Source organism: Epibacterium ulvae (assembly GCF_900102795.1).
Taxonomy (GTDB): domain Bacteria; phylum Pseudomonadota; class Alphaproteobacteria; order Rhodobacterales; family Rhodobacteraceae; genus Epibacterium; species Epibacterium ulvae.
Genome location: NZ_FMWG01000003.1, coordinates 390,187 through 416,113, shown reverse-complemented (window position 1 = coordinate 416,113; position 25,927 = coordinate 390,187). Strand labels below are relative to the sequence as shown.

The window sequence follows — 25,927 nt, the reverse complement described above, 5'->3', positions numbered from 1 at the left end:
TCTAGCGCGGAATGTCAAACCCTTCTGGGGCCAGTTCAAAGCCTTCAAAGAGAAAACCGGGTGACACGGTACAGCTGACTAACGTGTACGCGCCCGTTGTACGCGCAGCCTGCCAGTGGCCTGTGGGAACAATAATCTGGGGTGCCCCTTCTGTCAGGTCGGGGCTAAGCACGTGATCGATGGCAGGGCCTGTGTCTGTTTCAGACAGTGACAAAATGAGTGGTGCACCGGCGTGGTAAAGCCAGATTTCTGCGGCGTCGACCTTATGCCAGTGGCTGTGTTCTCCTTCTTTCAGCAGAAAATAGATGCATGTCCCTGTTGGCCGGCCTTCATTTTCTGCAGCCCATGTTTGACGATACCAGCCGCCCTCAGGGTGGGGCTGGAGGTTGAGTTTTGCGATAATCTCATCCGCTGTCATAAGTTTGCCTCTATTTGAACTGGCTTTTATTGGATCACATCATATGTATGGGCCATGACAGTCTCGATCCCATTTGACAACACATTCGCGCAATTGCCCGATGTGTTCTACACAAAACAGTCTCCGGTTGCTGTGAAGGCCCCGCATCTGCTGGCCTTTAATTCAGAGCTGGCAGACGAATTGAATATCACTACTGATCGCAAAGATGCACTGGCGGATGTCTTTTCGGGCAATGCGCTGCCAGATGGGGCAGATCCATTGGCGCAGCTCTATTCTGGGCACCAGTTTGGAAACTATAACTCGCAACTGGGGGATGGGCGTGCGATTTTGCTGGGTGAAGTGATTGATCAGGACGGGCAGCGTCGAGACATCCAGTTGAAAGGGGCAGGGCGCACGCCGTACTCTCGTGGTGGGGACGGGCGCGCATGGCTTGGGCCAGTTCTACGTGAATTCGTAGTCTCGGAAGCGATGCACGCTTTGGGCATTCCCACAACCCGTGCCTTGGCTGCTGTGACCACGGGTGAAACCGTTTGGCGTGAAAGCGGCCTTCCGGGGGCCGTGCTAACGCGCGTAGCGAAAAGCCACCTGCGTGTGGGAACGTTTCAGATCTACGCCGCGCGGGATCAGATCGATGCGCTTAAACAGCTCACCCAATATGCGATTGCTCGCCACTACCCTGAGGCAAAAGGCGCCATGGGTCTGTTGCGCGCAGTACGGGATGCGCAGGTCGAGCTGATTGCTGGATGGCTCAGCGTTGGGTTTATTCATGGGGTGATGAACACTGATAACAGCTCTATTGCTGGGGAAACCATAGACTACGGGCCTTGTGCTTTTATGGATGACTATCATCCGCAACAGGTCTTTTCGTCCATCGACCGGATGGGGCGCTATGCCTATAGCAATCAGCCCGATATCGGGGTTTGGAATCTTGCTCAGTTAGCGACCGCTCTCATCCAACAATATGAGGACCCGGAGTCAGTGTTGGAGGAGGCGACCGAGATTGTGCATTCTATGCCGGGCTTACTGGATGATGCACGTTTGCGTCGGTTTGCTGCGAAAATTGGTATATCCCAGTGCCAAGACGGAGATGCCGATCTGGTGCGCGATCTCTTGCAACAGATGAGCGATGAAAAGTGCGACTTTACCAATACATTCCGCGACTTATCTAAGGGCAATGTGTCAGATAAAATCTCGAAGGACTGGCAAGCGCGATGGCGGCAGCGCTTGTTGAGCGAGCCTGATGCGCATCGCGTGATGAAATTGGCCAATCCTGTCTTTATTGCGCGCAATCATCTGGTTGAACAGATGATTTCGTCTGCGCTGGAAGGCGATCTGTCGCCGTTCAACCGCCTGATGACCACGTTGCGCCATCCTTATGAAGACCAGCCAGAATTTGCAGATCTGCAAAAGCCGCCCGAACCCGAGCAGAGAGTCCAAGCAACATTTTGTGGCACCTGATGCAGTGCCACAACGATTTTTGTACTGCTAAACTAGCTACTGGCGTGGTTCCCGCCGCCACGACGACGACCGCCACCGGATTTTGGCTTGCCACCAGGGCGTGCACCGCCAGAACGATTTCCACCACCTGAACGTTGACCGCCGGGGCGCCCACCGCCGCCACCAGGGCGCCCACGCCCACGTCCGCGCCCTGGTTTCTCTGTAGCGTCAGGAAGGGTTTCCCATGGACGGCCAGAAGCCACAGGGATAGAGGCTTTCATCGTCTTTTGAATGGCTTTTAGCTCATCCATCTCGTCTGGTGCACAAAAAGCGATGGCTTCGCCGTCTTTACCAGCACGTGCGGTGCGGCCAATGCGATGAACATAGGCGTCGGGAACATTGGGGAGCTCGTAGTTATAGACGAATTTCACGTCTGGAATGTCAAGGCCACGCGCCGCCACATCTGTTGCGACCAAGACTTTGATTTCGCCGCATTTAAATGCATTCAATGCGCGCTCCCGCTGGCCCTGACTCTTATTGCCGTGGATGGCAGCTGCTGCAAATCCGGCCTTGTCCAGCGTTTTCATCAAACGCTCCATTCCGTGTTTGGTGCGGCCAAAGATCAGCGTCCGCTCTTCCGGGTGTTTGGCAAGCAGTTCTTTCAGCAGACCCAGCTTTTCAGCCTTTGCAATAAAATGAAGTGACTGTTTGATTTTTGCGGCCGGTTTGCCGGGGGGGGTCACCTCAATACGAATGGGGCGGTCCAGATAGGTGCTGGCCAGTTCATTCATCTGTTTCGGCATGGTCGCAGAAAACAGCATGGTTTGGCGTTCTTTAGGTAGCAAGGGTGCAATTTGGCGCAGAGCATGGATAAAGCCCATGTCGAGCATCTGATCAGCTTCGTCCAGCACCAGAAAATCACAAGACCCAAGATCCAGCGCGCGCCGTTCCAGAATATCAAGCAAACGCCCCGGAGTTGCCACCAAAATATCCGTGCCACGCGACAGGCGGGTGATTTGAGGATTGATCGACACACCGCCTACCAGCAGTGTGACACGCACCGGGCTGCCTTCGGTCAAAGCTTTGAGGTTGGCAGCAATCTGGTTTACCAGCTCGCGTGTTGGAGCAAGGATAAGTCCGCGTGCCGTGCCAGCGGCGGGTTTGCGCCCATATCCCATCATCAAGGAAATCAGTGGAATACCAAATGCCGCTGTTTTCCCGGTTCCAGTTTGCGCGAGGCCTAAAACATCCTTTCCCTGCAGCGCATGCGGGATTGCATGTGACTGGATAGGGGTCGGGTCTTTGTAACCCAGTTCATCAATACGTTTCATAAGCTGCTTTGGCAGCTCCATTGAGGCAAATTCGCTCAAGCTGTAGTCCTTTCGCAGCCACGTATAGTGTAAAGCCTTGTCAAAGGCCTTCCCGGGGGCTGAAGCAAAGAGAGGCAGCGCAGACGTCTTCCGCGCGCCAAATTTCGGAGTTGCACCGCAGATGACTGTGGATAAGGCACTTGTCAACCGGTGAAAGCTAAGAAAAGCCTGTTTTCGTGGCTTAAAAACTTCGCTAAAAACAGAAGGCTCTGACCGCTGCCTGTTGAACAAAGGAAGACTGCGATGGCCAAAACGATTATCGCGCGCTGTGAAGCTAAGGGGTTAAGGATGACTGGCCAGCGTCGGGTGATTGCTCAGACATTGCAGGACAGCGAAGATCACCCCGATGTGGAGGAGTTGTACAAGCGTGCCAGCGCTCTCGACAGTGGGATTTCGATTGCAACGGTTTATAGGACCGTGAAATTATTTGAAGAAGCCGGTATTTTGGAACGGCTGGAATTTGGGGATGGGCGTGCGCGCTATGAAGATGCCGAGCGTGAACATCATGATCATCTGATCGACCTTAACACAGGACAGGTTATCGAATTTTGTGATCCAGAGATCGAAGTGTTGCAGGAAAAAATTGCACGCAAACTAGGGTATGAATTGCGCGGGCATAAGCTGGAACTCTACGGTGTGCCGGTGAAAAATGAGCCTAAATGACGGGCGATCAAATTCTGTGATGCTCAGCGGCACAGAATTTCTTGATGTGATGTCGGAAATAGGGGCGAAGCTGTTTTAGCGTCAGTATATGGAAGAGAGCGACTGTATTTCGAGGCGCTCGCTCATGAACAATCTGCACGGTATTCTTTTTGTATTGCTGGCTATGGTTGGCTTTACGCTAGAAGATAGCTTTATCAAAGCCCTGTCGCAAACATTGCATGTTGGATTGGTGCTGGTTCTTCTATGTGTTGCAAGCGCTATCGTCTTTGCAGTTTGGGCCAAGGTGAATGGTGACAGCCTTACAACGCCTCAGGCCTGGACTAGAATTCCGTTGCTGCGGGCTTCTTCTGAAGCCGTCTCTGCGGCGACTTATGTTGTTGCCCTGTCGCAGGTGGATCTGTCTACGGTGGCTGCTGTGTTTCAGGCAACACCTTTGGTGATTACCATGGGCGCGGCTCTTTTCTTGGGGGAACAGGTTGGCTGGCGGCGTTGGAGTGCGATCGTGGTTGGATTTGCAGGAGTGTTGCTTATCATTCGGCCTGGCCTTGAAGGGTTTGACGCGACGACTCTTTTGGTTTTGGTGTCCGTGCTTGGTGTCGCAACAAGAGATCTGCTGACGCGGCGTATGGATCCTTCGGTGCCATCAACCGTTGTGAGCTTTCAAGCCTATATGGCAGTCATACCGTCGGGTCTGATGCTGATGTGGCTGCAACCCGGTACGTTTGCTGTGCCAAATCTGCATGAGGCCTCTATGTTGATTGCTGGCTGCATATTTGGCGTGATCGGATATTTTGCGATTGTCACAGCGATGCGGATTGGGGATGCGGCTGTTGTGACGCCATTTCGATACTCGAGGCTTTTGTTCTCTATGCTGGTGGGTATCGCGGTCTTTGGTGAACGCCCCGATGGGGTGACATTATTAGGTGCCAGTCTAGTGATCGGCTCAGGGCTTTATACCTTTTTGAGAGAGCGAGCGATCTTACGCCATGCCACTGTTGCCTCAACATGAGAAAGCGGTCTCGCCGTTTGCGCAAACGCGTTGCATGTTAGCCCTAAACCTTCAATAAGTGACCGTTAGCGATAACAATAACGGTTTACTTTTGGTCGATGACTGCTATGACCCAGACAACTGAAAGTCATATTAGGGACCCTCGTGATGAGCACCATTATCGACATTATTGGCCGCGAAATCCTCGACAGCCGCGGCAACCCAACCGTTGAAGTTGACGTGATTCTGGAAGATGGCACCATGGGCCGCGCCGCGGTTCCTTCTGGCGCATCAACAGGGGCCTATGAGGCCGTTGAAAAGCGTGATGGTGACAAATCACGCTACCTTGGCAAAGGTGTTCTTGAAGCTGTGTCTGCGGTAAACGGTGAGATCGCAGAGGCGCTGGTTGGTTTTGATGTAACCGAGCAGGAAGCGATTGACGCGGCAATGATTGAACTGGACGGCACCGAAAACAAAGGTCGTTTGGGCGCCAATGCTATTTTGGGGGTTTCGCTGGCGGTCGCAAAGGCGGCTGCAGATTTCACAGCGCAACCGCTGTATCGCTACATTGGTGGAACACAAGCGCGCATTCTGCCGGTTCCGATGATGAACATCATCAATGGCGGTGAGCACGCAGATAACCCGATCGATATTCAGGAATTCATGATCATGCCGGTGTCGGCATCGAATGTGAAAGAGGCAATCCGTATGGGTGCCGAAGTGTTCCACACCTTGAAAAAAGAGCTGTCAGCGGCTGGTCACAACACCGGTATCGGTGATGAAGGTGGTTTTGCTCCGGCGCTGGAAAGCACCCGCGCAGCGCTAGACTTTGTGATGTCTGCGATTGAAAAAGCCGGATACAAGCCTGGTGAAGATATCTATCTGGCGCTGGACTGTGCGGCGACCGAGTACTTTAAAGATGGCAAGTATGAGATGAAAGGCGAGGGGATCTCGCTGACATCCGAAGAAAATGTCGCTTATCTGGCGAAATTGGTTGAAGACTATCCAATTATTTCGATCGAAGATGGTTGCGATGAAGATGACTGGGACGGCTGGAAACTGCTGACCGGCACCATCGGCGATAAGTGCCAACTGGTTGGGGATGATCTGTTTGTGACAAACCCGACTCGTTTGTCCACCGGTATCGAAAAAGGGTCAGCGAATGCGATGCTGGTTAAAGTGAACCAGATCGGCTCTTTGTCAGAGACATTGAAAGCTGTTGATATGGCGCATCGCGCGGGCTTTAAGAACGTGATGTCGCACCGTTCCGGTGAGACCGAAGATGCGACCATTGCGGATCTTGCTGTTGCAACCAACTGCGGCCAGATCAAAACCGGTTCGCTGTCTCGTTCTGATCGTTTGGCAAAGTATAATCAATTGATCCGCATTGAAGAGATGCTGGGCGAAACCGCCGAATATGCAGGTCGTTCGATCCTCAAAAAGTAATCGGCTTAAGCGCTTTTAGTGTTTTCTGAGAGGCTCTGCCATTTAGGCAGGGCCTTTTCTTATGTGGGCACCTGTCAATCGTCACTATTCATAACGTGGCAGTTTGGTCTTCCAGTATTTTTCCCCAAGTGAAGATCTCGAATTGCCTATGCTCTTCCACAAAGAATGGATCTTCTCGCACCAGAGTCTCAACATCCTCACGTTTGTCTGCTTCCACGATCCAAAGCGCACCACAAAACTCTGTGTTGGTATCGGGTTTCAACCCGCCACCAATTAGCAATTCTGGATGGGACTTAGCATAGGCTACATGCGCATCTCGGAGCGATCTGTCAGCTCGAATTTTCAGCATCTCCGGCTCGTCACGAAAAATTACGGCCCAACGGGTCATAGTGCGCTCCTATCAAATTTTGAGCGAGCATAGGTGTGATCTGTTTGACGTTATAGGGCCAGAAATGAGGGAGACTGATCGCCAGAAAAGCCCGTTTTTTGGATATAAGTTGATCTCTGTCGCTACAACCGCACTGCCATCTGGAGCCAAATCAGTACTGTTCACCGGCCTTGCGTAAGCCTTTTCTTATTCGTACTTGTCACGATTTAGGATTACCAAGTACCTCTTTCGGTGCGCGCCGGTTGATGAGTGTGCCGCCCTTCTTTGTTGTTGGCTATCCAGACTAGGCCCCATGCGCGACACCCTCGGCTGGCGAAAGAGGCGTTTTTCCACCGTCATGCGCCAGAGCTCTTGATTGCGAGTTTCCGGGCGACGATCACAATGGCTTTTTGCCTGATCCCATGCTTCGAGAAATGATGATTGTAAGATGGTTGTGGCTTCGAGATCACGCCTGGTCCATTGTCATGCGGCTTCGGCAAGAATGCTGCGCAACCGTTTCTGACCAACCGGGTGTAGTTTCGCTCGCGCTTTGCTGTTGCCGCTTTGGCCAACCATAGGAGCGAGACCAAGATATCAAGATATGAGGTGACTTCTTCCGCTCGATTGAAGCGTTCCGGTGAAAACACTTCAGCGCGAAATAGCTCGTCAGCTTCACGACATTAATGCGGTTCGTCTTTGCAGCAGCCGCATGGCTACACGGAATGTGCGGGAGACAATAATCACAGAGACTACGATCCTGCCTGCTCTAACGCATGCGATAGGGGGAACCTGGTCGGGCCAGATTCCTAGACCACATGCGCGATCCGACATCCAAGTCTCGACAGTTGCTTGATCAACGCCTCTTCGGCGGGTGGGCAGGTGTAAGTGTCAACGATCCCATCTTCTGGATCGAATAACACGACTGAATTAGTCTTCTTGTGAACATCCAAGGCGATATAGGTGGGGCGATCTTCAACAACAGCGACAAAGCGCGAAATACGCGTTGCTTTCTTTACCATGCTGGAAACTCCTTGGTTGGGAATGTTCCGGCATGGCAGCAGTCAGCCGTACCACCGTCCAGCATGGTATTTTTGGGTGTTGAGCGCCTGCTTTTCAAAGAGGTTTGTTGACCTGATTGTCGCGTTATTATCTTTGACAAGGGAATTATCCGATACGAACGTGATCAGGGGGGGGGGATATGAAAGAACCATCAGCTGCAAATGCGTTTCAGGCAGAGCAAGCGAGGCTTATAGTGACGTCTTATCAGCACGTCCTTGGAGAGGCATTCCCAGTCGCAGAGGCAGAGGAACTCTACCATGCTCCTTTTGCTGTTCTGTCTCATAATACGGATGCAGATCCAGTTTTGACTTATGGGAACTTATTTGCACAAGAGCTGTTTGAGGTGCGTTGGGGTGATTTAGTAACTATGCATTCAAAAAATACCGCAGAACAAATGCATCGTAATAAGCGAAATAGAATGTTTGAAACTATGAGGTCGCAAGGGTATATTCGTAACTATCAAGGCGTTCGGATCTCTGCATCAGGAAAGCGCTTTGAAATCCAAAATGCAACGATCTGGCCATTGCTTGATACTGAGGGAAAAAAGCAGGGCGAAGCGGCGTTTTTTGCCGATTTCCACCGCCTTTGAGCCAACAAAAGCCTCTGAGCTGCACGCTCAGAGGCTTCGTTGGTTATTTTAATTTGGCGACGCCCAAAGGAACGCCAGCAACTTCACACCAAATATAAACTTCGTTGTAATCGGCTGCTGAGATTGAAGGCGGAACAGCATAGCGCTGTTTACCAGTTAGATTGAGCAATGCACCCAATTTGGTATCGGCTGCGTATGCGCCGTCTTTACCGAATGCAACGCGTGGATCTGGACCACCGTCCAGCGAGAAATCTTTACCAAGCTCTACAAAGGTACGACCGTCTTTTTGAATGATTTTAACGGAACCGCTTGTGACATGGTTACTCAGGCCAGTGAAGGAACCTGTTGCCGCAACTTTTTTGTCACTGCCTGCCGCTGCAGGAATCGCGCTTGCACCCGCTGCGACTGCAATTGTTGCGCCCATCAAAACGTTACGGCGATTGATCATATTTCTTCTCCTGTTAATGACACGGGCCAGCTAAGACAAAAACAGGTGTCTGCGAAAGAGCATCCTTGCACACTTCACAAAAACCTTACTGGCCGTGATCTCTATGAGAAGTAAGAGCGATACCTCGCCTTCAACACTTGTGGATTTCAGGGTGTTTTTGGATTGATTCGCTCTTCAATTTTGACTTGATCCCAAAGCGTGTCCATTTCTGCAAGATCACTGTCAGAGGGGGTCTTGCCAAGAGTGGATAGCTTTTTTTCAACACCTTGAAACCGCTTAGTAAACTTTGCATTCGCAGCACGCAAGGCTGACTCGGGTTCGACACCTAGATGGCGACCGAGATTGGCCATTACAAACATCAAATCACCAAATTCTTCTTCGACCTCAGTTTGCGTCAGGGTCTCTCGCGCTTCGACGAGTTCGGCGCTTTCTTCTGCTATTTTTTCGAGCACATCAGTGGTTGATGGCCAATCAAACCCCACACGCGCAGCGCGTTTTTGTAACTTATAGGCGCGTAGCAAAGCAGGCAAACCAACAGCGACCCCATCCAACGTACCGGTCTCTGATTTGGCCGCGCGCTCGGTCGCTTTGATGGCTTCCCAATCTGCGACTTGTTGTTCGGCAGACTTTTCACGACTTTCGGCGCCAAACACATGGGGGTGGCGGCTGACCATCTTGTTAGACATCGTCGCGACCACGTCTTGAAAAGAGAAATGCCCAGCTTCCTCAGCCATTTGTGCGTGAAAGACAGATTGAAACAATAAATCGCCCAGTTCGCCTTGCAGTTCGTCCCAAGCCTCGCGCTCGATTGCATCCGCAACTTCATAAGCTTCTTCAATTGTGTAAGGCGCGATAGAAGCAAAATTCTGCTCAATGTCCCACGGGCATCCACCGTCTGGATCTCGAAGCCGACGCATGATTTCAAGCAGCCGCTCAATACCGGCGGTTTCGTCGTGGATGAGATCGGAATTGGTCATTGCAGCCACCTTTCTGCTTGTGTCAGGTGTATCAATCCCGAGTCTTTGGTCAGGAGTCCAGCCCATGCCAGTTATCAATCGCATTGCAGGGTATTCTGCGGAGATGAAAGCCTGGCGGCGACATTTGCATCAGATTCCTGAATTGGTGTTGGATCTGCCGAAAACAGCAGCATTTGTTGCCGAGCGTTTACGCGAATTTGGGGTTGATGAAATTCATGAAGGCATCGCAACGAGCGGAATTGTTGCGGTGATCAACGGTCAGGCAACGGGTCCAACCATTGGCTTGCGTGCTGATATGGATGCTTTGCCCATCACCGAAGACAGCGGTGTCGATCATACCTCGCTGCATGATGGGCAGATGCATGCATGTGGTCATGACGGGCATACAACCATGCTTTTGGGCGCTGCGAAATACCTGGCGGAGACGCGTAATTTCAAAGGCCGCGTCGCGCTCATTTTCCAACCTGCAGAAGAGGCTGTGGGTGGGGCTGAAATCATGGTCAATGAAGGGATTATGGATCGTTTTCAGATCACAGAGGTCTACGCTTTGCACAACGCTCCCGGTGTCCCCGTTGGGCATTTCTTGACACGGCCGGGGCCGATGATGGCCGCAGTGGATGAATTTCACATCAATGTTACGGGCCTTGGCGGGCATGGTGCAATGCCGCATGAAACCCGTGATCCGGTGGTCGCGGCCTGCGGTATTGCGCAAGCGATCCAAACAATCGTGAGCCGGAATCACAATGTGTTTCAGGATCTTGTCGTCTCTGTGACACAAATTCATACGGGCAGGGCAGATAATATTGTTCCGGAAACGGCCTATATTAATGGTACGGTGCGCACATTTGAAACAGAGGTGCAGGACATGGTCATAGCCCGTATGAAGGCAATCGTGGAAGGTCATGCGATCAGCTACGGAGTATCAGCTGAGCTTGACTATGATACCTGGTATCCCGCGACGGTGAACGACGAAGAACGTGTTGTGTTTGCGGCCGATGTCGCGCGTGAGATAGCGGGTGATGCTCAGGTGGATGCAGACGCGGAACGTCAAATGGGTGCTGAGGACTTCTCTTATATGCTGCAGGTGCGCCCGGGGGCCTATCTGTTCTTAGGGCAAGGTGACAGTGCCGGTCTTCATCAGCCACAATATGATTTTAACGATGAGATCGCCCCGATAGGTGCGTCGTTTTTCGCACGCCTTGTGGAGCGTGCACAGCCGCTGGGATGACAAGCCCGTTTTGGTACGTTATCGGATGAGAAACAACAACGCAGTGTGGATGAACTCTGATGGCATTGGAAGATGCGAAAACACAGGTCGATCAGGCCTTTACCCGCCAAGATCTGCGCGGACCGAGTTTTGAAAACACATTTGGAGGGGCAACCTCCTTTCTGAGGCGTCGCTATAGTAAAACACTAAACGGCATTGATATTGCTGTGACCGGCGTACCCTTTGATCAAGCGGTCACAAATCGCCCGGGAACGCGTTTGGGCCCGCGTGCCATTCGTGAGGCAAGCGCGCTGCAAAGCCCTGATGCTCCGTATGGCTGGGGTTATGACGCGCTGAGTGAGCTGGCAATTGTCGACTATGGTGATGTGGCTTTTGATTATGCAGATGTTCCGTCTTTCCCGGATCGTTTGACCGATCACATTCGGACAATCTTGGCCAGCGATACGGCGTCGGTCACTTTGGGAGGGGATCACTATATCTCGTTCCCAATCCTTAAGGCTTATGCTGAAAAATATGGTCCGATGTCGCTTTTGCACTTCGATGCCCATAGCGACACATGGCCGGATGATGATATGGCGCGTGTCGATCATGGGACCATGTTCTATAAGGCAGTCAAACTTGGCCTGATTGATCCTGCCACCTCTGTACAGGTGGGTATTCGCACAACAAACGAGGATACGCTGGGTGTCAATATTATTGATGCGGCAACGGTGCATGAGATTGGATCGGTGGAAACGGCGCGTAAGATCAAAGAGATGCTTGGCGCCAGACCCACCTATCTTACCTTTGACATCGATTGTCTTGATCCTGCATATGCGCCGGGAACAGGGACACCTGTCTGGGGAGGGCTTACCTCCGCCCAGGCTGCTCGGATTTTGCGCGAAATCGCAGGGATCAACATCAAAGGCGGGGATATTGTTGAAGTTTCCCCACCGTTTGATACCACCGGCGCAACCGCGATTGCTGGCGCTCATGTTGCAACCGAAATTATATGCCTTCTTGGCTGGAACTTGCTGAACAAATGACACAATTTCATCAACCAATCAGTGGCAACGACTTGGCACGTTTTTCGGGGCCAAACACGTTTATGCGCCTGCCGCAAGCAACCTCTTTGGATGGGCTGGATGTGGCGCTTTTGGGGGTGCCTATGGATATCGGCACCTCCTGGCGGTCAGGGACGCGCTTTGGTCCCAAAGATATTCGCGCACAAAGTGCAATGATCCGCCCTTATAATATGGCGACAGGGGCAGCGCCTTTTGATCACATGAATATCGCTGACATCGGAGACCTGGCGATTAACACGTTCTCGTTGAAAGAATCGCTGCGCATAGTTGAAGAGAGCTACGAGGCGATCCTCGGCACAGGGGTGATTCCGATGGCCTTGGGGGGGGATCATTCAATTACATTGCCGATTTTGCGTGCGATGTCGCGTAAATTTGGCCCCGTTGCAGTGGTGCATGTCGATGCGCATGCCGATGTAAATGATGAAATGTTTGGAGAAAAAGAAACGCACGGTACAGTTTTCCGTCGAGCCTACGAAGAGGGTTTAATCGTTGCTGATAAAACCTATCAGATCGGGATCCGTGGCACAGGCTATGGGCCAAAAGATTTTACCGAGGCAGCGGGCTGGGGTTTCCAACATTTTCCAGCAAATGAGCTGTGGGGGCGTTCCCTATCAGGCATGGGGGCCGAAATTCGGCGCGATATTGGGTCGCGTCCCGTCTATATCTCCTTTGATATTGATTCTCTTGATCCCGCCTTTGCACCGGGGACAGGTACACCTGAAATTGGTGGGTTGACGTCGATGCAGGCGCTTGAGTTGTTGCGGTCTTTGCGCGGGTTGAATGTTGTCGGGTGCGATCTGGTCGAAGTCTCACCGTCTTATGATCCCTCTGGCAATACCGCGCTGGTGGCCGCCAACCTGATGTATGAAATGTTGTGTATCTTACCCGGGGGGCAAGGGTAAAAAGTGGCGAACCGTCTTGGTGGATTTGGCACCGCAGCTGCGCTGGTGCTAAGCGTTGGATTGTTCGTACCGCGCCTGCTGCCGAGTAATCCAGACGACTGGCATAAGAAAACCGAGTTTGACGCGGATCAAACGCTGACAGGTGGTGTATACCGTATTCTTCCAGAAAAGGCGCAAAGGCTGATGCAGTTTGCGGCGATTGCGGGCCAGGATTCTGCCACCACGGTACTGGCTGGATCAATTGAGAGCGGCATGGTGACGTTTGTCAGCCGAAGCAAGGTCTTTGGGTTCCCTGATTACACGACAGTTTGGCAGGATGGCGCGGATTTGAAAATCCATGCAAGGTTGCGTTTCGGTTATAAGGATTTTGGAGTAAACGCCGCACGAGTCGACGAATGGATTGCGCAGCTGAATGCCCTTTAAAGGCGGGGTAGGCGCTGTGGCATCGGTGACAAATGCGCTGACAGACAGGTTTCTTCGACCTTGCGCCACATTGGGACATTCTGTGACATCTGACATTGGGCCATAAAGGCTTTACCATCCACAAAAAGACAGATGGTCTGCCCCAATTCTACTCTGTGGCCAGAGGTATTTGTACAATAGCATTCAATTGCTTTTGTCGCAGTCAAAGGGACGTCCGCACTGCTGAGAGTAGGGCACAGAGCGAAAGACAGTAGAAGAGCACTGGAATGTCGCATGTCCCTAGCATATCACAGAGAACAGATTTTACCAAAACTGCCCAACCGGAAAGAGCCCACATGGTCCCCGAAGAACGCCTGGAACAGATCTTGCAACGGTTTCAATATCTTGAAGCTGCTATGGCAGATGGCGTTGCTGGAGGAGATATCGCAGCACTTGCAAAAGAATATTCTGATCTGCGCCCGGTGGCGGAGCAAATCTCTGCCTATCGTCAGTTGGTCGCTGATTTAGATGAAGCCAATGCGATGCTGGATGATCCAGATATGAAGGAATTGGCCGAGGAAGAAATTCCAGCGTTGCAGGCCGCTTTGCCCGAGGTGGAACACGCGCTGCAGTTGGCGCTTCTTCCGAAAGACGCGGCGGACGTGCGCCCGGCAATCCTGGAAATCCGCCCCGGTACCGGCGGAGATGAAGCGGCGTTATTCGCAGGAGACCTGCTGCGGATGTATCATCGTTATGCAGAAGCGATGGGATGGAAGGTTGAGATCATCGAAGAAAATGCAACCGAGCTTGGTGGCATTAAGGAAGTTGTTGCCCATATCAAAGGCGAAAATGTTTTCGCACGGATGAAGTATGAAAGCGGCGTGCACCGTGTTCAACGTGTCCCAACCACAGAAAGCGGCGGGCGCATCCATACATCAGCGGCGACTGTAGCGGTTCTACCAGAAGCTGAAGATGTGGATATCCAGATCGAAGCCAACGACTTGCGGATCGATACTATGCGATCCTCGGGCGCGGGGGGGCAGCATGTGAACACCACTGATTCTGCCGTGCGCATTACCCATTTGCCTACCGGAATTGTTGTCACCAGTTCTGAAAAGTCACAGCACCGAAATCGTGAGATCGCGATGCAGGTTTTGAAAACGCGTCTGTACGATCTGGAGCGACAGCGCATTGATAGTGCACGCTCTGCTGATCGTGCAAGCCAGGTTGGCTCAGGGGATCGCTCAGAGCGCATTCGGACCTATAATTTCCCGCAGGGACGTATGACAGACCATCGTATCAACCTGACGCTCTATAAATTGGATCAGGTGATGCAGGGAGACTTGAACGAGATCATCGATGCGTTGACGGCAGATGCGCAGGCGCGCCTCCTAGCTGAGATGGCCCAATGACCCAGCAAACAGCGGCGCAGGCCATGGTTGCAGCCACGCACCGCTTAAGGGCTGCAGGGGTGGTTGATCCTGCACGCGATGCCAGAATACTTTTGGCTCATGCTGCGCAGATAGAGGCAAGCCGCGTGACGTTGATTGCGCCAGAACAATTGGCGGATGAAGTTGCAGATCGATATGAGCAATTGATTGCGCTACGCTCTATCCGTGTGCCTGTGTCTCATTTGATAGGAGAACGACAGTTTTATGGTCGCCGTTTCAAGGTCTCAGGAGAGGTGCTTGATCCACGGCCTGAAACAGAGATCCTGATTGAAGCCGCTCTTGCCATGCCCTTTTCACAGGTCTTGGATCTTGGCACAGGATCTGGCTGTATTCTGGTAACACTGTTGGCTGAGCAGCAAAAGGCGAGAGGGCTTGGCGTAGATCTGAGCGAAGCAGCCTGCCTTCAGGCGAGCGCAAATGCCCTGTTGCATAACGTAACTGAACGCGCAGATGTGCGGCAGTCAAACTGGTTTTCTGCGGTCGATGGGCGTTATGATCTGATTGTTTCAAATCCGCCTTATATCTCTTTGGCCGAAATGGAAGAGCTGTCAGATGAAGTACGCCGATACGAACCTGAAATGGCGCTCACGGATGGGGCGGATGGCTTAGAGGCGTATCGATTGATCGCACGGGATGTTTTGCAATATCTGGCACAAGACGGGCGAGTTATGGTCGAAATTGGACCAACGCAGGGCGCTGACGTTTCACAGTTGTTTACCGAAGCTGGTTTGGTTGACGTTCGTGTGATCCCAGATCTGGATGGTCGTGATCGTGTTGTTTATGGAAAACGCGCAGATTAGAAAAAAATCGGCGATTTTTTGCAATTTTGAAAGAAAAACACTCAAAAAATGCACTAGCCCCCTTGTGCCATCGCGCCATAAATGGTTACTCAAGGTGTCGTTAGAGAGTGAGGAATGATTTCCTCTGCTGCGACATCAAGCCCAAAATAGTCGATAAACCGGCGCTGAGACGCGCAATCGGGATTATCGACATAATAAGTTAAGGCTGACGTTAGTCATATGAGATCGTCTAAATCACGTTCGCGGTCAAAATCGAACCGTAACCGTCCTAACGGTGCAAATGTTGTCAATCGTGTATTTGACAGCTCAGGTCCTGAGGGCAAGGTTCGCGGCACGCCGCAACAAATCATTGATAAATATAACCAGCTTGCACGCGATGCTCAGCTGAGTAACGACCGCGTTGCTACTGAGAATTTTCAACAACATGCAGAACATTATCTGCGGTTGTTGAATGAGGCGCAGCGCGAAATCGAAGCGCGTCGTGAAGAGCAAGAGAGACAAAACCGTGAGCGTCAGGCTGAACGTGATCGCGAGCGTGCTGAGCGTATAGAACGCCAAGAGCGTGAAGCAGCGGCAGCAGCAGCGGCTGAAACTACGTCCTCTTCTGTGGATCTCGCAAGTGCACCGCAGCCAGAGATTGTCGATCCACGTGAAGACGAGCCTGCAGCGACAGACACAGGCCTGGTGGAAACTCCCGAGAGCAAGGGGGAGGGCGAAGAAATTGCTGCAGCAAAACCTAAGAAAGCGCCAGCACGCAAACCCCGCCAGCGCCGAAGCGCTGCGGCGACCGAAGAGGGTGAGGCGCCTGCCAAGCCAAAGCCACGTGGCCGAAAACCCAAGGCTAAGGCAGAAGAGCCAAAGCCAGCAGAGGCGGACGATACTGCTACGCCTAAGGCATCGCCTGATGGTGATGATCAACCGACAGCGGCTGAGTAATATCCTGTGATTTCAATGAAAAACCCGCTCACATTTAGGTGAAGCGGGTTTTTTTGGTGTGAAATCACTATTCGGTGGGTTTTAAACTACGAGCCAATGTACAAAACGCTTCGAGGCTGACCTGCTCTGCGCGTTCAGTTGGGGCGATACCTGCAGCGACCAAGTGATCTTCGATTTCTGGACTCAGCGTTTTTAAAGATGATCGTAGCATTTTGCGTCTTTGATTAAACGCGGCTGCGACAACCCGCGATAAGGTTGCTGCATCAGCTGGGTAGCGTGGCTCTTCGAGCGCATCAAGATGTACCACTGCGCTGTGAACCTTGGGTGGCGGCGAAAACGCTTCAGGAGGGAGGTGCAGAACGATTTTAGCGTCGCTGCGCCATTGAGCAAGCAGAGCAAGTCGTCCGTAAGCTTTGCTGCCAGGCTGCGCAATAATGCGTTCGGCCACTTCTTTTTGAAACATCAATGTGAGGCTTTGCCAGAAGGGGGGCCATGTTTTGGGCGTGAGCCATCGCACCAAAAGTTCCGTTCCCACATTATAGGGCAAGTTCGCGGCGACTCGTACAGGAGATGAGAGGTGTTCAAGTGGGTCAATCTCTAGTGCATCGCCATTGATTACGTGTAATTGGCCGGGATAGGCTTCGGCAATTTCAGCAAGCGCAGGCATGCAACGGGGGTCTTTTTCAACAGCCAGAACCCGCCGCGCTCCTTCGGCAAGCAGGCCTCGTGTCAATCCACCGGGGCCCGGTCCGATTTCCAGAACGTCGCATTCTGAAAGGTCTCCAGCCTTGCGTGCAATTTTTGCCGTGAGGTTCAAATCCAGCAAAAAGTTCTGACCAAGCGCCTTACGGGCTGACAGTTCATGTGTTGCAATGACCTCACGAAGAGGAGGGAGAGTATCGATAGAGCTCATAGCATTCCTATGGTCGCACATGACATGCGCGCTGCTGAAGAAAGTCTGTCACTGCGCGGGGATAGGCCTGTGTGGCATGTGCGTCAAGGTGCAGCGCTGTTTGCTTGTGTCATCTGTTGCGCCAGTTTTAGTGCTTCGATGAGGCTGCTGGGGTTCGCTTGACCGGTTCCTGCAATATCAAATGCTGTGCCATGATCTGGGGAAGTACGAATAAAAGGTAGCCCCAAGGTCACATTCACACCTCGATCGAAATCAAGCGTTTTAATGGGTATCAGGGCTTGGTCGTGATACATGCACACAGCGACGTCATAGCGCGTGCGTGCGGTGGCATGAAACAAAGTATCTGCCGGATGTGGTCCGCTGACATCATGCCCTTTTTGCTGCAATTCTTGGATTAGATCATTAATCCAATCTAATTCTTCCTGCCCCATTGCACCACCTTCACCAGCATGTGGATTTAATCCTGCAATTGCGATCCGGGGTGTGTCGATCGCAAATTGGGTGCGCAAGGCATGATCGGTGATTTCAAGCGTTTCCCGAAGCAGATCTGCTGTCAGTGCTTTAGGAACATCCGCAAGCGCAATGTGAATGGTGGTCGGAACAACACGTAAAGCGGGGCTGGCCAGCATCATTACCACACGGTCCACGCCTGCAAGATGGGCTAAAAATTCAGTGTGACCTGGAAATGTAAACCCAGCACCATCAATTAGAGCTTTTTTATGGATCGGGGCCGTACAAAGCGCCGACGCGTGACCTGATTTGACTAGATCGACGGCGGTTTCAATCGATTTTATGACACCGCGCGCATTGTTCGGGTCCGCTTTGCCCAAGCTGACAGATCCGTCAAACGCCAGTGGTAAGACCGGAAAAGCGGTCTTCGCAACATCAGAGACTTTGGAAAGGTCTTCTATATGTACAACAGGGGTGTCTGTTGGCAGATGTTTAGGGTCGCCGATCCAAACAAAAGGACAAGTGTTTCGCAAATTGTCCCATGCTTTGACCGCTATTTCGGGACCTATGCCAGAGGGTTCACCACAGCTGAGTGCAATTGGTGCAGATGCGGCAGCAGGGTTATTCAACAATGCGTGCATCCGCTCTGAGCTGTGCCAGATGACTGTTGGCCAGCGTTTCCAGACGCTGCTGGGTTAGGGCATTTGCGACCGTATCGCGGTTGGCCCCTTCGCCAAGTTCAGCCGTACGCCCGCATAGCATCACCAGAGCGAGTGTTTGCCCGTTATTGCGTGTGACAACGGCGGATGTTTCGCCGGGGTCCAGCTTTGCCAGTTCCAATGCGATGTCCCGTGGAATATCTGCGGGAGCGAGGCTTTGAATTTCCAACACAGAAGGGTCTTGGTCTTTGGCGATTGCATATAGGTCATCACAAGTGTCGATTTGATCACGGATGCTGCGTGCGCGTGCCAATGCATCTGGAGAGCGTCCGCCTGGAATGAAGTAGGTCGCATATTCAATTGCTGCAAATCGCTCTGCGCGCCCCTCGGCTTCGCGAATGCCACGCATTTGGAACAAAGCAACGGCACCTTGCAGTGTAACAGGTTCGGTGATCTCACCGGTTTCAAGGTTTAGCACAATTTCCTGTAATTGCGGTGGCAGATTTGACAGGTTGACCCACGGAAGACGCCCGCCGTTTTCACGACTATCTGCTGCAGAGGCCTGTGCCGCCGCGGCTGAAAAGGCATCAAACCCTTTTTGTTTGCGAACCTCGTCAATGAAAGCCTCCACCTGAGCAACGTTTTGTGGGGTCAGCGGAATAATCAGTTCTGAAAGCAAAACCTCAACACTGCCGCTGCCCGCGGTTCCCATCGCCCGGTCAATCTCTTGTTCTGTTGGGCGCGCCCTAGCCAGAAAACGCGCGGCGACATATTGGCGCCAGCCCAAACCGACACGGGTAAAATCGCGCAGGGTCTCTTGATCAATGCCAGCGTTCTGCAATGCGGCTAAGAACTCATCCATTGGAAGATTCGCACGCTGTGCCAACTCCACCATACCTTCATCAACGTCTTCGGCAGTGGGAAGCATGCCCGCAAGGTCGATTTGGGCAAGTTTGAGCCGGTCTTCGATCAGTTCGTTTCTGGCCCGTTCTTCTAGATTACCAGGCGTTCCCACCGTTCGTAGAAACAAGATCCGCTGCTCGATTTCAAAATGCGTGATGATGCGGTCATCAACACGAATTGCAGTCGAGAACAAGTTTTGTGCGCTGGCAGGAGCTGGGCTCAACGCAACAACTGAAAGCGCAGCCGCGATTGTTATGTTGCGAAATGAGCGCGCGAAGCCACCTTTGATCGCTGAGAAAAGAGGAGCGTATGGGAAAGTCATGTGTTGCTGCATGATCGCCTGTAGTTTTTACTGTCGCTTTTTGCTGAAAAGCCGTTCAGGGCAATGGTAAAGCCGAAATCGGTAGAAGGCTCAACACTTGTTGTTGATGTATAGCGTCGGTTGACCGAAAGATCGACGGTGACACATTCATTTTGATAGGCAAAACCCAGGCCTGCACGGGTGGCGCGGCCATCAGAGATATCATACCGCAAATTCGCCTGTGTCCGCCAATTGCCTGTCAACTGATAGCCACCGTTGAACCAGAGTTCTGAGGTGGCGTCTGATCTATTTTCATCGGGATCCGTGCCAAGCCAGAGATAGCTGCCAGTGATCCGCGCTTTATCGTTATGCCAGTTGCCGCGCACCTCAGCTTTTGAAAAATTCAGAGACCCATTCAGAAGACCGCGCATGGTGAGCGCAGTTCCATTTGCAAACTGCAATTGCCCCGCAAGCAAAAGGTCAGATGAGGTTCCACTTAAGCCGGAACTCTTTGTGAAGTCAGAATTGGCCTCTTGGCGAAACACTTGACCTACAGTAGCACTTGCCTGCCAGCCTTGTGGGGCAATGCGTGCCCAATTGAAACCATAAACCAAAGAGGCGCCATCTTCTCGTGCATCGGTTGATGGGAAACGAGACAGAGACAGCAGGTTGCCTTGATCAAATTCGACAAAGTTACTCTCTTCATTGGGAACGTCATCGCCTGAAACGTCGGTCCACCCCAGCTGTAGAATTGGTTCAAAATACTGGGTCGCGCCCGATCGTTCGCGGCGTGTTGTTGGCAAACGAAATGTGAGCGCGCTGCGCGGGGTGATCCGTGTGCTGTTTACGCCAAATAGATCATCATCAGATAATCTGACATGGTCGACCGCGGCCCCAAGTTGCCAGCTGCCGATGACGCCAAAAGGCAGACGCCAGCTTTCTTGCCAGTTCAGGTCAACATTTAACCGGGCCACATCACGCCCCATAGGATCCGTTAACGTTGCATTCGCATCAGAGATACGGCGATGACTGTGACTGCGGAATGCCGCAGAAAATTCACCATTGCGCCAGCTCGGATGCCAGCGCTGTTCATAGGAAAGATCTGCGATAATGGACGGGATGAGGTTCTGATCTTCGCTGTCACGCAGAGTTTTGTAATGGATCAAACTCCCAGCAAAAAGACGGTCGCGCCGGGTACGATCCAATGTGATCTGAGAACGCAAACGGTCAACATCGGGCAGGCTATAGTCTGCGATATAGGCGTCATCTGATACGGTGCGGACCTGAAACGCCAGATTATAGTCTTGCAGAACACGAAAACGCCCATCAGCGAAAAAGAAGCCTCGATCATCGTCAGGTTGCAGATCATCACGGGTATAGGCGCCGTTCAAACTGATCTCGCCCGTGCGAAAGGCCTGACGGTAGCGTAGTTCTAATGAGCGTGTTCGCGGAGAGATATAAGGGGTAACTGTCAGGTCTTTGTGGTCACCGATCTTAAAAAAGTAGGGCACTCGCACACCAGTTCCCAGATTTGATGTGGTGCGTAAAGAGGGCACTAGAAAGCCACTCGCCCGATCAAGTGTTGGATCGGGGAGACGCAACGCAGGAAGGTAAAAAACGCGGACATTGCGCACATGAAGGTGCGCGTTTTCCAGATAGAGCTGCCGTTCTTCTTCGTCGTGGATCACGCGTTCTGCGCGGATCTGCCACAGGGGTGGTCGACCATCATCACAAACATCACAAGAGGTTACAGCAGTTTTGTAAAGTTGTGTGTAGCGCCCGTTCACACGTGTCATCTGAAGCGCTGCGAGTTGAACCTGTTCTTGAAACACCAAACGTGCAGAACTGAGAATGCCGTTTTGCAGGTTATTGTCCAATTCAGCTGCATCAGCAAGGATCGTGGTCTCTTGTCCTTCATCCAGTCGGATAGGGCCGGTGATCTTAAGCTGGCCACTGCTATTGTCAAAGCTGATCTCTTGCGCCTTTAGGCGTACATCTCCTTGAAAGACCTCAACATTACCTGTCGCGATCAATTGACGTTCAGGCGTTACAAAGACCTTGTCGGCAACCAGAATAGCAGGTTGGGATTGGGTTTGGTTTGCCAAAGGGGCGGGCAGGGTTTGTGCATTGCTTGGTTCTGCCAGAGCCGTCCAGGGCAGCAAAACAGAAAGCATCAGTAAGCGGCGCATATTATCCGTCCTCAGCGTGGAGCAAAAGCCCCAGTGTCAGCATAATTGAAGCAATGGGAGGAGCCCAAGCAGCCATAGCTACGGGGATTTGCCCGTTCTCTCCCAGAATTTGTGCAAAGTTGCGAATGAAGTACAGACCAAATCCCAACAGGACAGCCATAAGAACCGCAAGACCTGTCCCACCAAATCGGGTGTGTCGCATCGTGAAAGCCGCTCCAACAAGAACCATAGCGATCAGAAAAAATGGGCGTGCAAATTCAACCTGCAGCAAAACTTCATAACGAATGGTCGAAAATCCAGCTTGGCCGAGATCTGAAATTGCATCCGGGATGTCATAAATGGAGATCCCATCCACCGCACCCAATGTGTCGCGAATACGTTCAGAAGTGAGGGTTGTCGGGATCAGCAGGCTTTCATGTTCACGCGCCCCACGTTCAGGGACCAGACCGACGGTCAGAGGCCAGACTTTGGCATTTGTCAAAAGCCAGTTGCCATCCTGCAATTCTGCGCTTTCTGCAAGTATCCGTGTAACAGGTCCGGCATTAGGTGCATAAGACAGAAAGCTCACATCTTGTAAAATGATGTCATTGCCTTGGCCAAGATATCCATGTGCGCGGATAACAGACTGTCCTTCTGCGCTACCTTGACGGAGCCAAATCCCATCTTCGCTGATGGATAAGGCTGCAGTTCCACCGTTGCGGTAGCCTTCAGCCAGATCATTGTAGCGGTTCGATGTCGCGGCAGCGATCGGATTTAAAGTCGTTAAAGCGAGAACGCCAATCACGCCCGACACCAGAACCGGAGCCATCAGTGCTCGAATGCCAGATCGACCAATGGCGCGTGTGACGACCAATTCACTGCTACGGGCCAAACCTACAAACAACACGATGGTTGTAAGGATCATAATCAAGGGCAGGAATTCGTTTATGGCGGCGGGAAGATTTAAGAATGTTAGCCCCAGAAGCTGGCCAAAGCTCAGATCTTCTGAATCAAAACGGCGTATCTGCTCATTTAGGTCGATCAACATGACCAGTGTTAAAAGAACACCACAAATGATCAAAAACCACTGCAGAAAGCGACGCGCATAATAAAGGTCCAGCTTCATCCTGATACCTCGCGCTGTGCGTGTTTGCGACGCTTGAGGATAGCTCCGATAGGGCGAGCGGACAGTTGCAAAAAGAGCGTCGCAATTAACAGACCAATTGCGGTGGGAAGATAAATGAGTGGCCAAAGGTTTGCATTTTCAACAACGGGATCAGCCACGACACCGCGCAGCCCCTCGACGAGGATCAGCAACACAAATGCCATCAGCGCCTGCCTCCAAACGCCGAAGCGGGAAAAGCCGCCAATCATCAACGCAGAAAAACCGATCAATGTCACGGCGATACAGACAAACGCCCGCGCAAATCGCAAGTGAAACTCCTCAGCCAATTCACCTTCTGTGTAGTCTTCTTCTGCCATTATGTCGCTGCGCCGCGTAAGCAGCTCGTGACTTGGGATTGCACGGAGGTTGCGCGCCTCGTTTTCGGAATTTTTGGCAAGTGAACTGATATCGTAGGAAAAATCCGCAAATGCCGTGGTAGAAAGACGGCGAGAGCTGTATTCTAGTCTTTGCGCAAGACCGTCGACCATTATTAGATGCGTCCGGTCTTCATCTCGCACTAGAAAAGCACGTGTGCCGGTGTAGGTGATGGTCACATCTGGGTCTCGGCTATCAGAAAGAAATACGTCATTTAATGTGCCGTCATCATCGATCTGGCGAATATAAAATGTCACGTCTTCTGCAGGATGCAGAAAATCTCCCTCGTTCAGGATACGGGCCGTCACATTTCGCGCAACATCTGCTTCGCGAATTTCCAACTGGCGGATCGATGTGGGCAGCAATACATGGGTCAGTATCAGCATCATTCCGGCGGTGATTAGTCCAAACGCAAATGCGGGTCGTGCCATTCGCCAAGGGCTGCTGCCAGTTGCACGTAAAACAGTGAGTTCGCTTTCGCCGTTTAGCCGATTGGTGACCCAAACAGCGGCTGTAAAAGCCGCGATCGGCAGCACCATACGGATTAGGTTTGGCAGAGCAAGCGCTGTGAATTCTAAAAACACCAAAGCGGATTGGCCATCGCCGATTAACTTGTCAAACAAGATAACGGCGCGGTTCACCCAGAATACAGCAACAAGTATAAGTGCGAAGAAACCAAAAAATAGCAGATATTGGGACAGCACATATCTGTCGTAGCGTGACACGTGATCCCCCCAGATCTTGTTGTTCGTCAGTCGCGACCATAGAGTATTTGTGAAGCGGGGAAAACTGCATTTCTCTTGTGAGGCGCAATCATACTGAGGTTGCACAAGCGGAAATCAGCTTGAATTCTATTTTTGATTGTGTGTTTGTGAATTTTTCCCGTCGATCAAAGCGGATAAGCTCTAGTCATCGGTCAGAGTGCAGGCTACCTCTTGTTTCCAGACCCAGATTTAATGCAGGAGCGTTTCTCAGATGAGCCTTTCCCCCCGCGTCACCGCTATTGAGTTCGACCCCAAATCAATGGCCCAAACCACCGGTCGACTCGCGGTTATGGTCACCCCTGAAGGTACATTGGATCCGGCTGCACGTACGGCAAACCGCTTTTGCAAGGGAGCTATTGCGCGTCTGGTCGAAAGTAAACGGTTTTCCAAAGCAAAGTCTGGTGATGTAATCACGCTTGCGTGGCCTGCAGGTCTCTTGGCAGAGGCACTTGATATCGTGGTTTTGTCGCGCAAAATAACACCAGTGGAAGTGCGAAAAGTTGGCGCAAAGCTGGCCAAGAATGCAGGCAGTTCTGCTGTGACTCTTATGGCTGGTTCCATGAATAAAGCCAGTGATCTGGCTCTTGGATTTGCGTTGCGGGCTTATGAATTTGAAGATCATAAATCTAGCACCTCGGAAGGTACGGCACGTTTAAGCATCGCCCACAAAGCGCCTGAAGAACTGAATGTTGCTCTAGAAACTGCGCTTGCGATTGCTGAAGGTGTTCACATGACCCGTGATCTGGTCAATGAACCTGCCAACATACTAACCACCACCGAATTTGCCAATCGCCTGGATGACATGAAATCCATCGGTCTTGAAGTTGAAATTCTGGACGAAGACCAACTGGAAGAGCTGGGCATGCGCACATTGCTGTCCGTCGGGCAGGGGTCTGTTAGCCCATCCAAAGTTGTTGTGATGCAATGGAAAGGTGGCTTGGATGACGCTGCGCCCTTAGCTTTGGTCGGCAAAGGTGTTGTTTTTGATACGGGTGGTATTTCTCTCAAACCCGCTGCCGGTATGGAAGACATGACCATGGATATGGGAGGGGCCGGTGTTGTAGCCGGAACCATGCGTTCGCTTGCATTACGCAAGGCGAAAGCCAATGTAGTGGGTCTGGTTGGTCTGGTTGAAAACATGCCATCCGGCAATGCGACCCGCCCAGGTGATGTGGTAAAGTCCATGAAGGGTGATACGGTTGAAATCATCAACACGGACGCGGAAGGGCGTTTGGTTTTGTGCGACGTTATGTGGTACGCGCAAGAGCGCTTTAAGCCTGCAGGTATGATTGATCTGGCAACCTTGACAGGCGCGATCATCATTGGGCTTGGGCATGAAAACGCGGGTGTCTTCTCTAATGAAGATGGGCTCTGTAACGCGTTTTTAAAAGCAGCGGGTGCCGAAGGCGAAGGCGCGTGGCGTATGCCTTTAGGTCAGGCTTACGATGATCAGTTGAAATCACGGATCGCTGATATGAAAAACGTCGGCGGGCGCCCTGCGGGTTCGATTACTGCGGCGCAGTTCCTGCAACGTTTTGTGAAAGATGAAACCCCATGGATCCATCTTGATATCGCGGGCGTTGCTTCTGTATCCGCCGAGACAGCATATGCACCTAAAGGTGCGACAGGTTGGGGGGTTATGGCCTTAAACCGTCTGGTTCAGGACAAGTTTGAGGTGCAATAA

At 52.0% G+C, this 25,927-nt stretch carries 26 protein-coding genes and 1 pseudogene; 13 read left to right on the top strand and 14 right to left on the bottom strand.

All coding sequences use genetic code 11. The annotated features are described in order from the left end of the window. Nucleotide 1 precedes the first annotated feature (1 nt). Complete coding sequence (locus BLP79_RS06980; protein ID WP_090217574.1) at nt 2–418, bottom strand: cupin domain-containing protein; 417 nt, start codon at nt 416–418, stop codon at nt 2–4. A 54-nt stretch (nt 419–472) separates the two neighbouring features. On the opposite strand from BLP79_RS06980, the gene BLP79_RS06975 reads away from it, so the two are divergent. After that, the gene (locus tag BLP79_RS06975) at nt 473–1,876 is read left to right on the top strand and encodes a protein adenylyltransferase SelO (protein ID WP_090217572.1); all 1,404 of its coding nucleotides are present in this window, start codon (nt 473–475) and stop codon (nt 1,874–1,876) included. A 32-nt stretch (nt 1,877–1,908) separates the two neighbouring features. Here the strand turns inward: BLP79_RS06975 and BLP79_RS06970 are convergent, their stop codons facing one another. Then, nucleotides 1,909–3,225, bottom strand: a complete 1,317-nt coding sequence (locus tag BLP79_RS06970; RefSeq protein WP_232716184.1) for a DEAD/DEAH box helicase — start codon at nt 3,223–3,225, stop codon at nt 1,909–1,911. A 243-nt stretch (nt 3,226–3,468) separates the two neighbouring features. On the opposite strand from BLP79_RS06970, the gene BLP79_RS06965 reads away from it, so the two are divergent. The 3 genes from BLP79_RS06965 to eno all read left to right on the top strand — a co-directional run bounded on the left by BLP79_RS06965 (nt 3,469) and on the right by eno (nt 6,322). Beyond that, nucleotides 3,469–3,888, top strand: coding sequence for a Fur family transcriptional regulator (locus BLP79_RS06965; protein WP_090217569.1), 420 nt, complete (start codon nt 3,469–3,471; stop codon nt 3,886–3,888). 124 nt (nt 3,889–4,012) lie between these two features. Continuing rightward, complete coding sequence (locus BLP79_RS06960; protein WP_090217568.1) at nt 4,013–4,897, top strand: DMT family transporter; 885 nt, start codon at nt 4,013–4,015, stop codon at nt 4,895–4,897. A gap of 147 nt (nt 4,898–5,044) precedes the next feature. After that, entirely contained in the window at nt 5,045–6,322 is a 1,278-nt protein-coding gene (eno, locus tag BLP79_RS06955) for a phosphopyruvate hydratase (RefSeq protein ID WP_090217566.1), read from the top strand. An 88-nt stretch (nt 6,323–6,410) separates the two neighbouring features. Here eno and BLP79_RS06950 read toward each other — a convergent pair whose 3' ends face one another. The 3 genes and pseudogenes from BLP79_RS06950 to BLP79_RS06940 all read right to left on the bottom strand — a co-directional run bounded on the left by BLP79_RS06950 (nt 6,411) and on the right by BLP79_RS06940 (nt 7,708). Continuing rightward, nucleotides 6,411–6,710 (bottom strand): YciI family protein, encoded by a 300-nt coding sequence (locus tag BLP79_RS06950; protein ID WP_090217564.1) that lies wholly within the window; start codon nt 6,708–6,710, stop codon nt 6,411–6,413. A gap of 462 nt (nt 6,711–7,172) precedes the next feature. After that, a pseudogene (locus BLP79_RS20240) lies at nt 7,173–7,271 on the bottom strand (hypothetical protein); the annotation flags it as partial. Between the two features lie 224 nt (nt 7,272–7,495). Then, nucleotides 7,496–7,708: a hypothetical protein gene (locus BLP79_RS06940; protein WP_090217561.1), complete on the bottom strand. Its 213-nt coding sequence runs from the start codon at nt 7,706–7,708 to the stop codon at nt 7,496–7,498. Nucleotides 7,709–7,887: 179 nt separating this feature from the next. Between BLP79_RS06940 and BLP79_RS06935 the strand changes: the two genes are divergently transcribed. Next, the gene (locus tag BLP79_RS06935; protein WP_090217560.1) at nt 7,888–8,337 is read left to right on the top strand and encodes an MEKHLA domain-containing protein; all 450 of its coding nucleotides are present in this window, start codon (nt 7,888–7,890) and stop codon (nt 8,335–8,337) included. Nucleotides 8,338–8,380: 43 nt separating this feature from the next. Here BLP79_RS06935 and BLP79_RS06930 read toward each other — a convergent pair whose 3' ends face one another. Both BLP79_RS06930 and mazG read right to left on the bottom strand, forming a co-directional pair. Then, nucleotides 8,381–8,785 carry a DM13 domain-containing protein gene (locus BLP79_RS06930; RefSeq protein WP_090217558.1) on the bottom strand — a complete coding sequence of 135 codons (405 nt, stop codon included), beginning with the start codon at nt 8,783–8,785 and terminating at the stop codon, nt 8,381–8,383. A 146-nt stretch (nt 8,786–8,931) separates the two neighbouring features. Further along, nucleotides 8,932–9,762 (bottom strand): nucleoside triphosphate pyrophosphohydrolase, encoded by an 831-nt coding sequence (mazG, locus tag BLP79_RS06925; protein WP_090217650.1) that lies wholly within the window; start codon nt 9,760–9,762, stop codon nt 8,932–8,934. A 64-nt stretch (nt 9,763–9,826) separates the two neighbouring features. Between mazG and BLP79_RS06920 the strand changes: the two genes are divergently transcribed. From BLP79_RS06920 to BLP79_RS06905, 4 genes are read left to right on the top strand one after another with little or no spacing between them, the layout of a single operon-like run. Then, a complete protein-coding gene (locus BLP79_RS06920) occupies nt 9,827–10,990 on the top strand; it encodes a M20 aminoacylase family protein (protein ID WP_090217556.1) in 1,164 nt (387 codons plus the stop codon). Between the two features lie 59 nt (nt 10,991–11,049). After that, entirely contained in the window at nt 11,050–12,015 is a 966-nt protein-coding gene (speB, locus tag BLP79_RS06915; protein ID WP_090217555.1) for an agmatinase, read from the top strand. Continuing rightward, nucleotides 12,012–12,956 carry an agmatinase gene (gene speB, locus BLP79_RS06910; RefSeq protein WP_090217648.1) on the top strand — a complete coding sequence of 315 codons (945 nt, stop codon included), beginning with the start codon at nt 12,012–12,014 and terminating at the stop codon, nt 12,954–12,956. Before speB (BLP79_RS06915) ends, speB (BLP79_RS06910) begins: the two co-directional genes overlap by 4 nt. A gap of 3 nt (nt 12,957–12,959) precedes the next feature. Next, nucleotides 12,960–13,379, top strand: coding sequence for a DUF1499 domain-containing protein (locus tag BLP79_RS06905; RefSeq protein ID WP_090217553.1), 420 nt, complete (start codon nt 12,960–12,962; stop codon nt 13,377–13,379). Here the strand turns inward: BLP79_RS06905 and BLP79_RS06900 are convergent. Beyond that, nucleotides 13,376–13,585: a hypothetical protein gene (locus BLP79_RS06900; protein WP_332835847.1), complete on the bottom strand. Its 210-nt coding sequence runs from the start codon at nt 13,583–13,585 to the stop codon at nt 13,376–13,378. The two genes, BLP79_RS06905 and BLP79_RS06900, sit on opposite strands and share 4 nt — an antisense overlap. Nucleotides 13,586–13,714: 129 nt before the next feature. Here BLP79_RS06900 and prfA point away from each other — a divergent pair, with 129 nt between their 5' ends. The 3 genes from prfA (at nt 13,715) to BLP79_RS06885 (ending at nt 16,545) form a co-directional block, all read left to right on the top strand. Then, complete coding sequence (gene prfA / locus BLP79_RS06895; RefSeq protein WP_090217550.1) at nt 13,715–14,770, top strand: peptide chain release factor 1; 1,056 nt, start codon at nt 13,715–13,717, stop codon at nt 14,768–14,770. Beyond that, nucleotides 14,767–15,609: a peptide chain release factor N(5)-glutamine methyltransferase gene (gene prmC, locus BLP79_RS06890; RefSeq protein ID WP_090217548.1), complete on the top strand. Its 843-nt coding sequence runs from the start codon at nt 14,767–14,769 to the stop codon at nt 15,607–15,609. The genes prfA and prmC overlap by 4 nt, the downstream gene beginning before the upstream one ends. A 219-nt stretch (nt 15,610–15,828) precedes the next feature. After that, nucleotides 15,829–16,545, top strand: a complete 717-nt coding sequence (locus tag BLP79_RS06885; protein ID WP_090217547.1) for a DUF4167 domain-containing protein — start codon at nt 15,829–15,831, stop codon at nt 16,543–16,545. 67 nt (nt 16,546–16,612) lie between these two features. Here the strand turns inward: BLP79_RS06885 and rsmA are convergent, their stop codons facing one another. From rsmA to lptF, 6 genes are all read right to left on the bottom strand, one after another. After that, nucleotides 16,613–17,458 carry a 16S rRNA (adenine(1518)-N(6)/adenine(1519)-N(6))-dimethyltransferase RsmA gene (gene rsmA, locus BLP79_RS06880; RefSeq protein WP_090217545.1) on the bottom strand — a complete coding sequence of 282 codons (846 nt, stop codon included), beginning with the start codon at nt 17,456–17,458 and terminating at the stop codon, nt 16,613–16,615. A gap of 83 nt (nt 17,459–17,541) precedes the next feature. Beyond that, nucleotides 17,542–18,537 (bottom strand): 4-hydroxythreonine-4-phosphate dehydrogenase PdxA, encoded by a 996-nt coding sequence (gene pdxA / locus BLP79_RS06875; protein ID WP_232716186.1) that lies wholly within the window; start codon nt 18,535–18,537, stop codon nt 17,542–17,544. Further along, on the bottom strand, nt 18,530–19,804 hold the full coding sequence (locus BLP79_RS06870) for a peptidylprolyl isomerase (protein WP_090217542.1): 1,275 nt from the start codon (nt 19,802–19,804) through the stop codon (nt 18,530–18,532). The genes pdxA and BLP79_RS06870 overlap by 8 nt, the downstream gene beginning before the upstream one ends. Continuing rightward, entirely contained in the window at nt 19,789–21,960 is a 2,172-nt protein-coding gene (locus BLP79_RS06865) for an LPS-assembly protein LptD (RefSeq protein ID WP_090217540.1), read from the bottom strand. The genes BLP79_RS06870 and BLP79_RS06865 overlap by 16 nt, the downstream gene beginning before the upstream one ends. A 1-nt stretch (nt 21,961) precedes the next feature. After that, the gene (gene lptG / locus BLP79_RS06860; RefSeq protein ID WP_090217539.1) at nt 21,962–23,065 is read right to left on the bottom strand and encodes an LPS export ABC transporter permease LptG; all 1,104 of its coding nucleotides are present in this window, start codon (nt 23,063–23,065) and stop codon (nt 21,962–21,964) included. Continuing rightward, nucleotides 23,062–24,204: an LPS export ABC transporter permease LptF gene (gene lptF, locus BLP79_RS06855; protein ID WP_090217537.1), complete on the bottom strand. Its 1,143-nt coding sequence runs from the start codon at nt 24,202–24,204 to the stop codon at nt 23,062–23,064. The genes lptG and lptF overlap by 4 nt, the downstream gene beginning before the upstream one ends. Before the next feature lie 250 nt (nt 24,205–24,454). Here lptF and BLP79_RS06850 point away from each other — a divergent pair, with 250 nt between their 5' ends. Beyond that, entirely contained in the window at nt 24,455–25,927 is a 1,473-nt protein-coding gene (locus BLP79_RS06850; RefSeq protein ID WP_090217536.1) for a leucyl aminopeptidase, read from the top strand.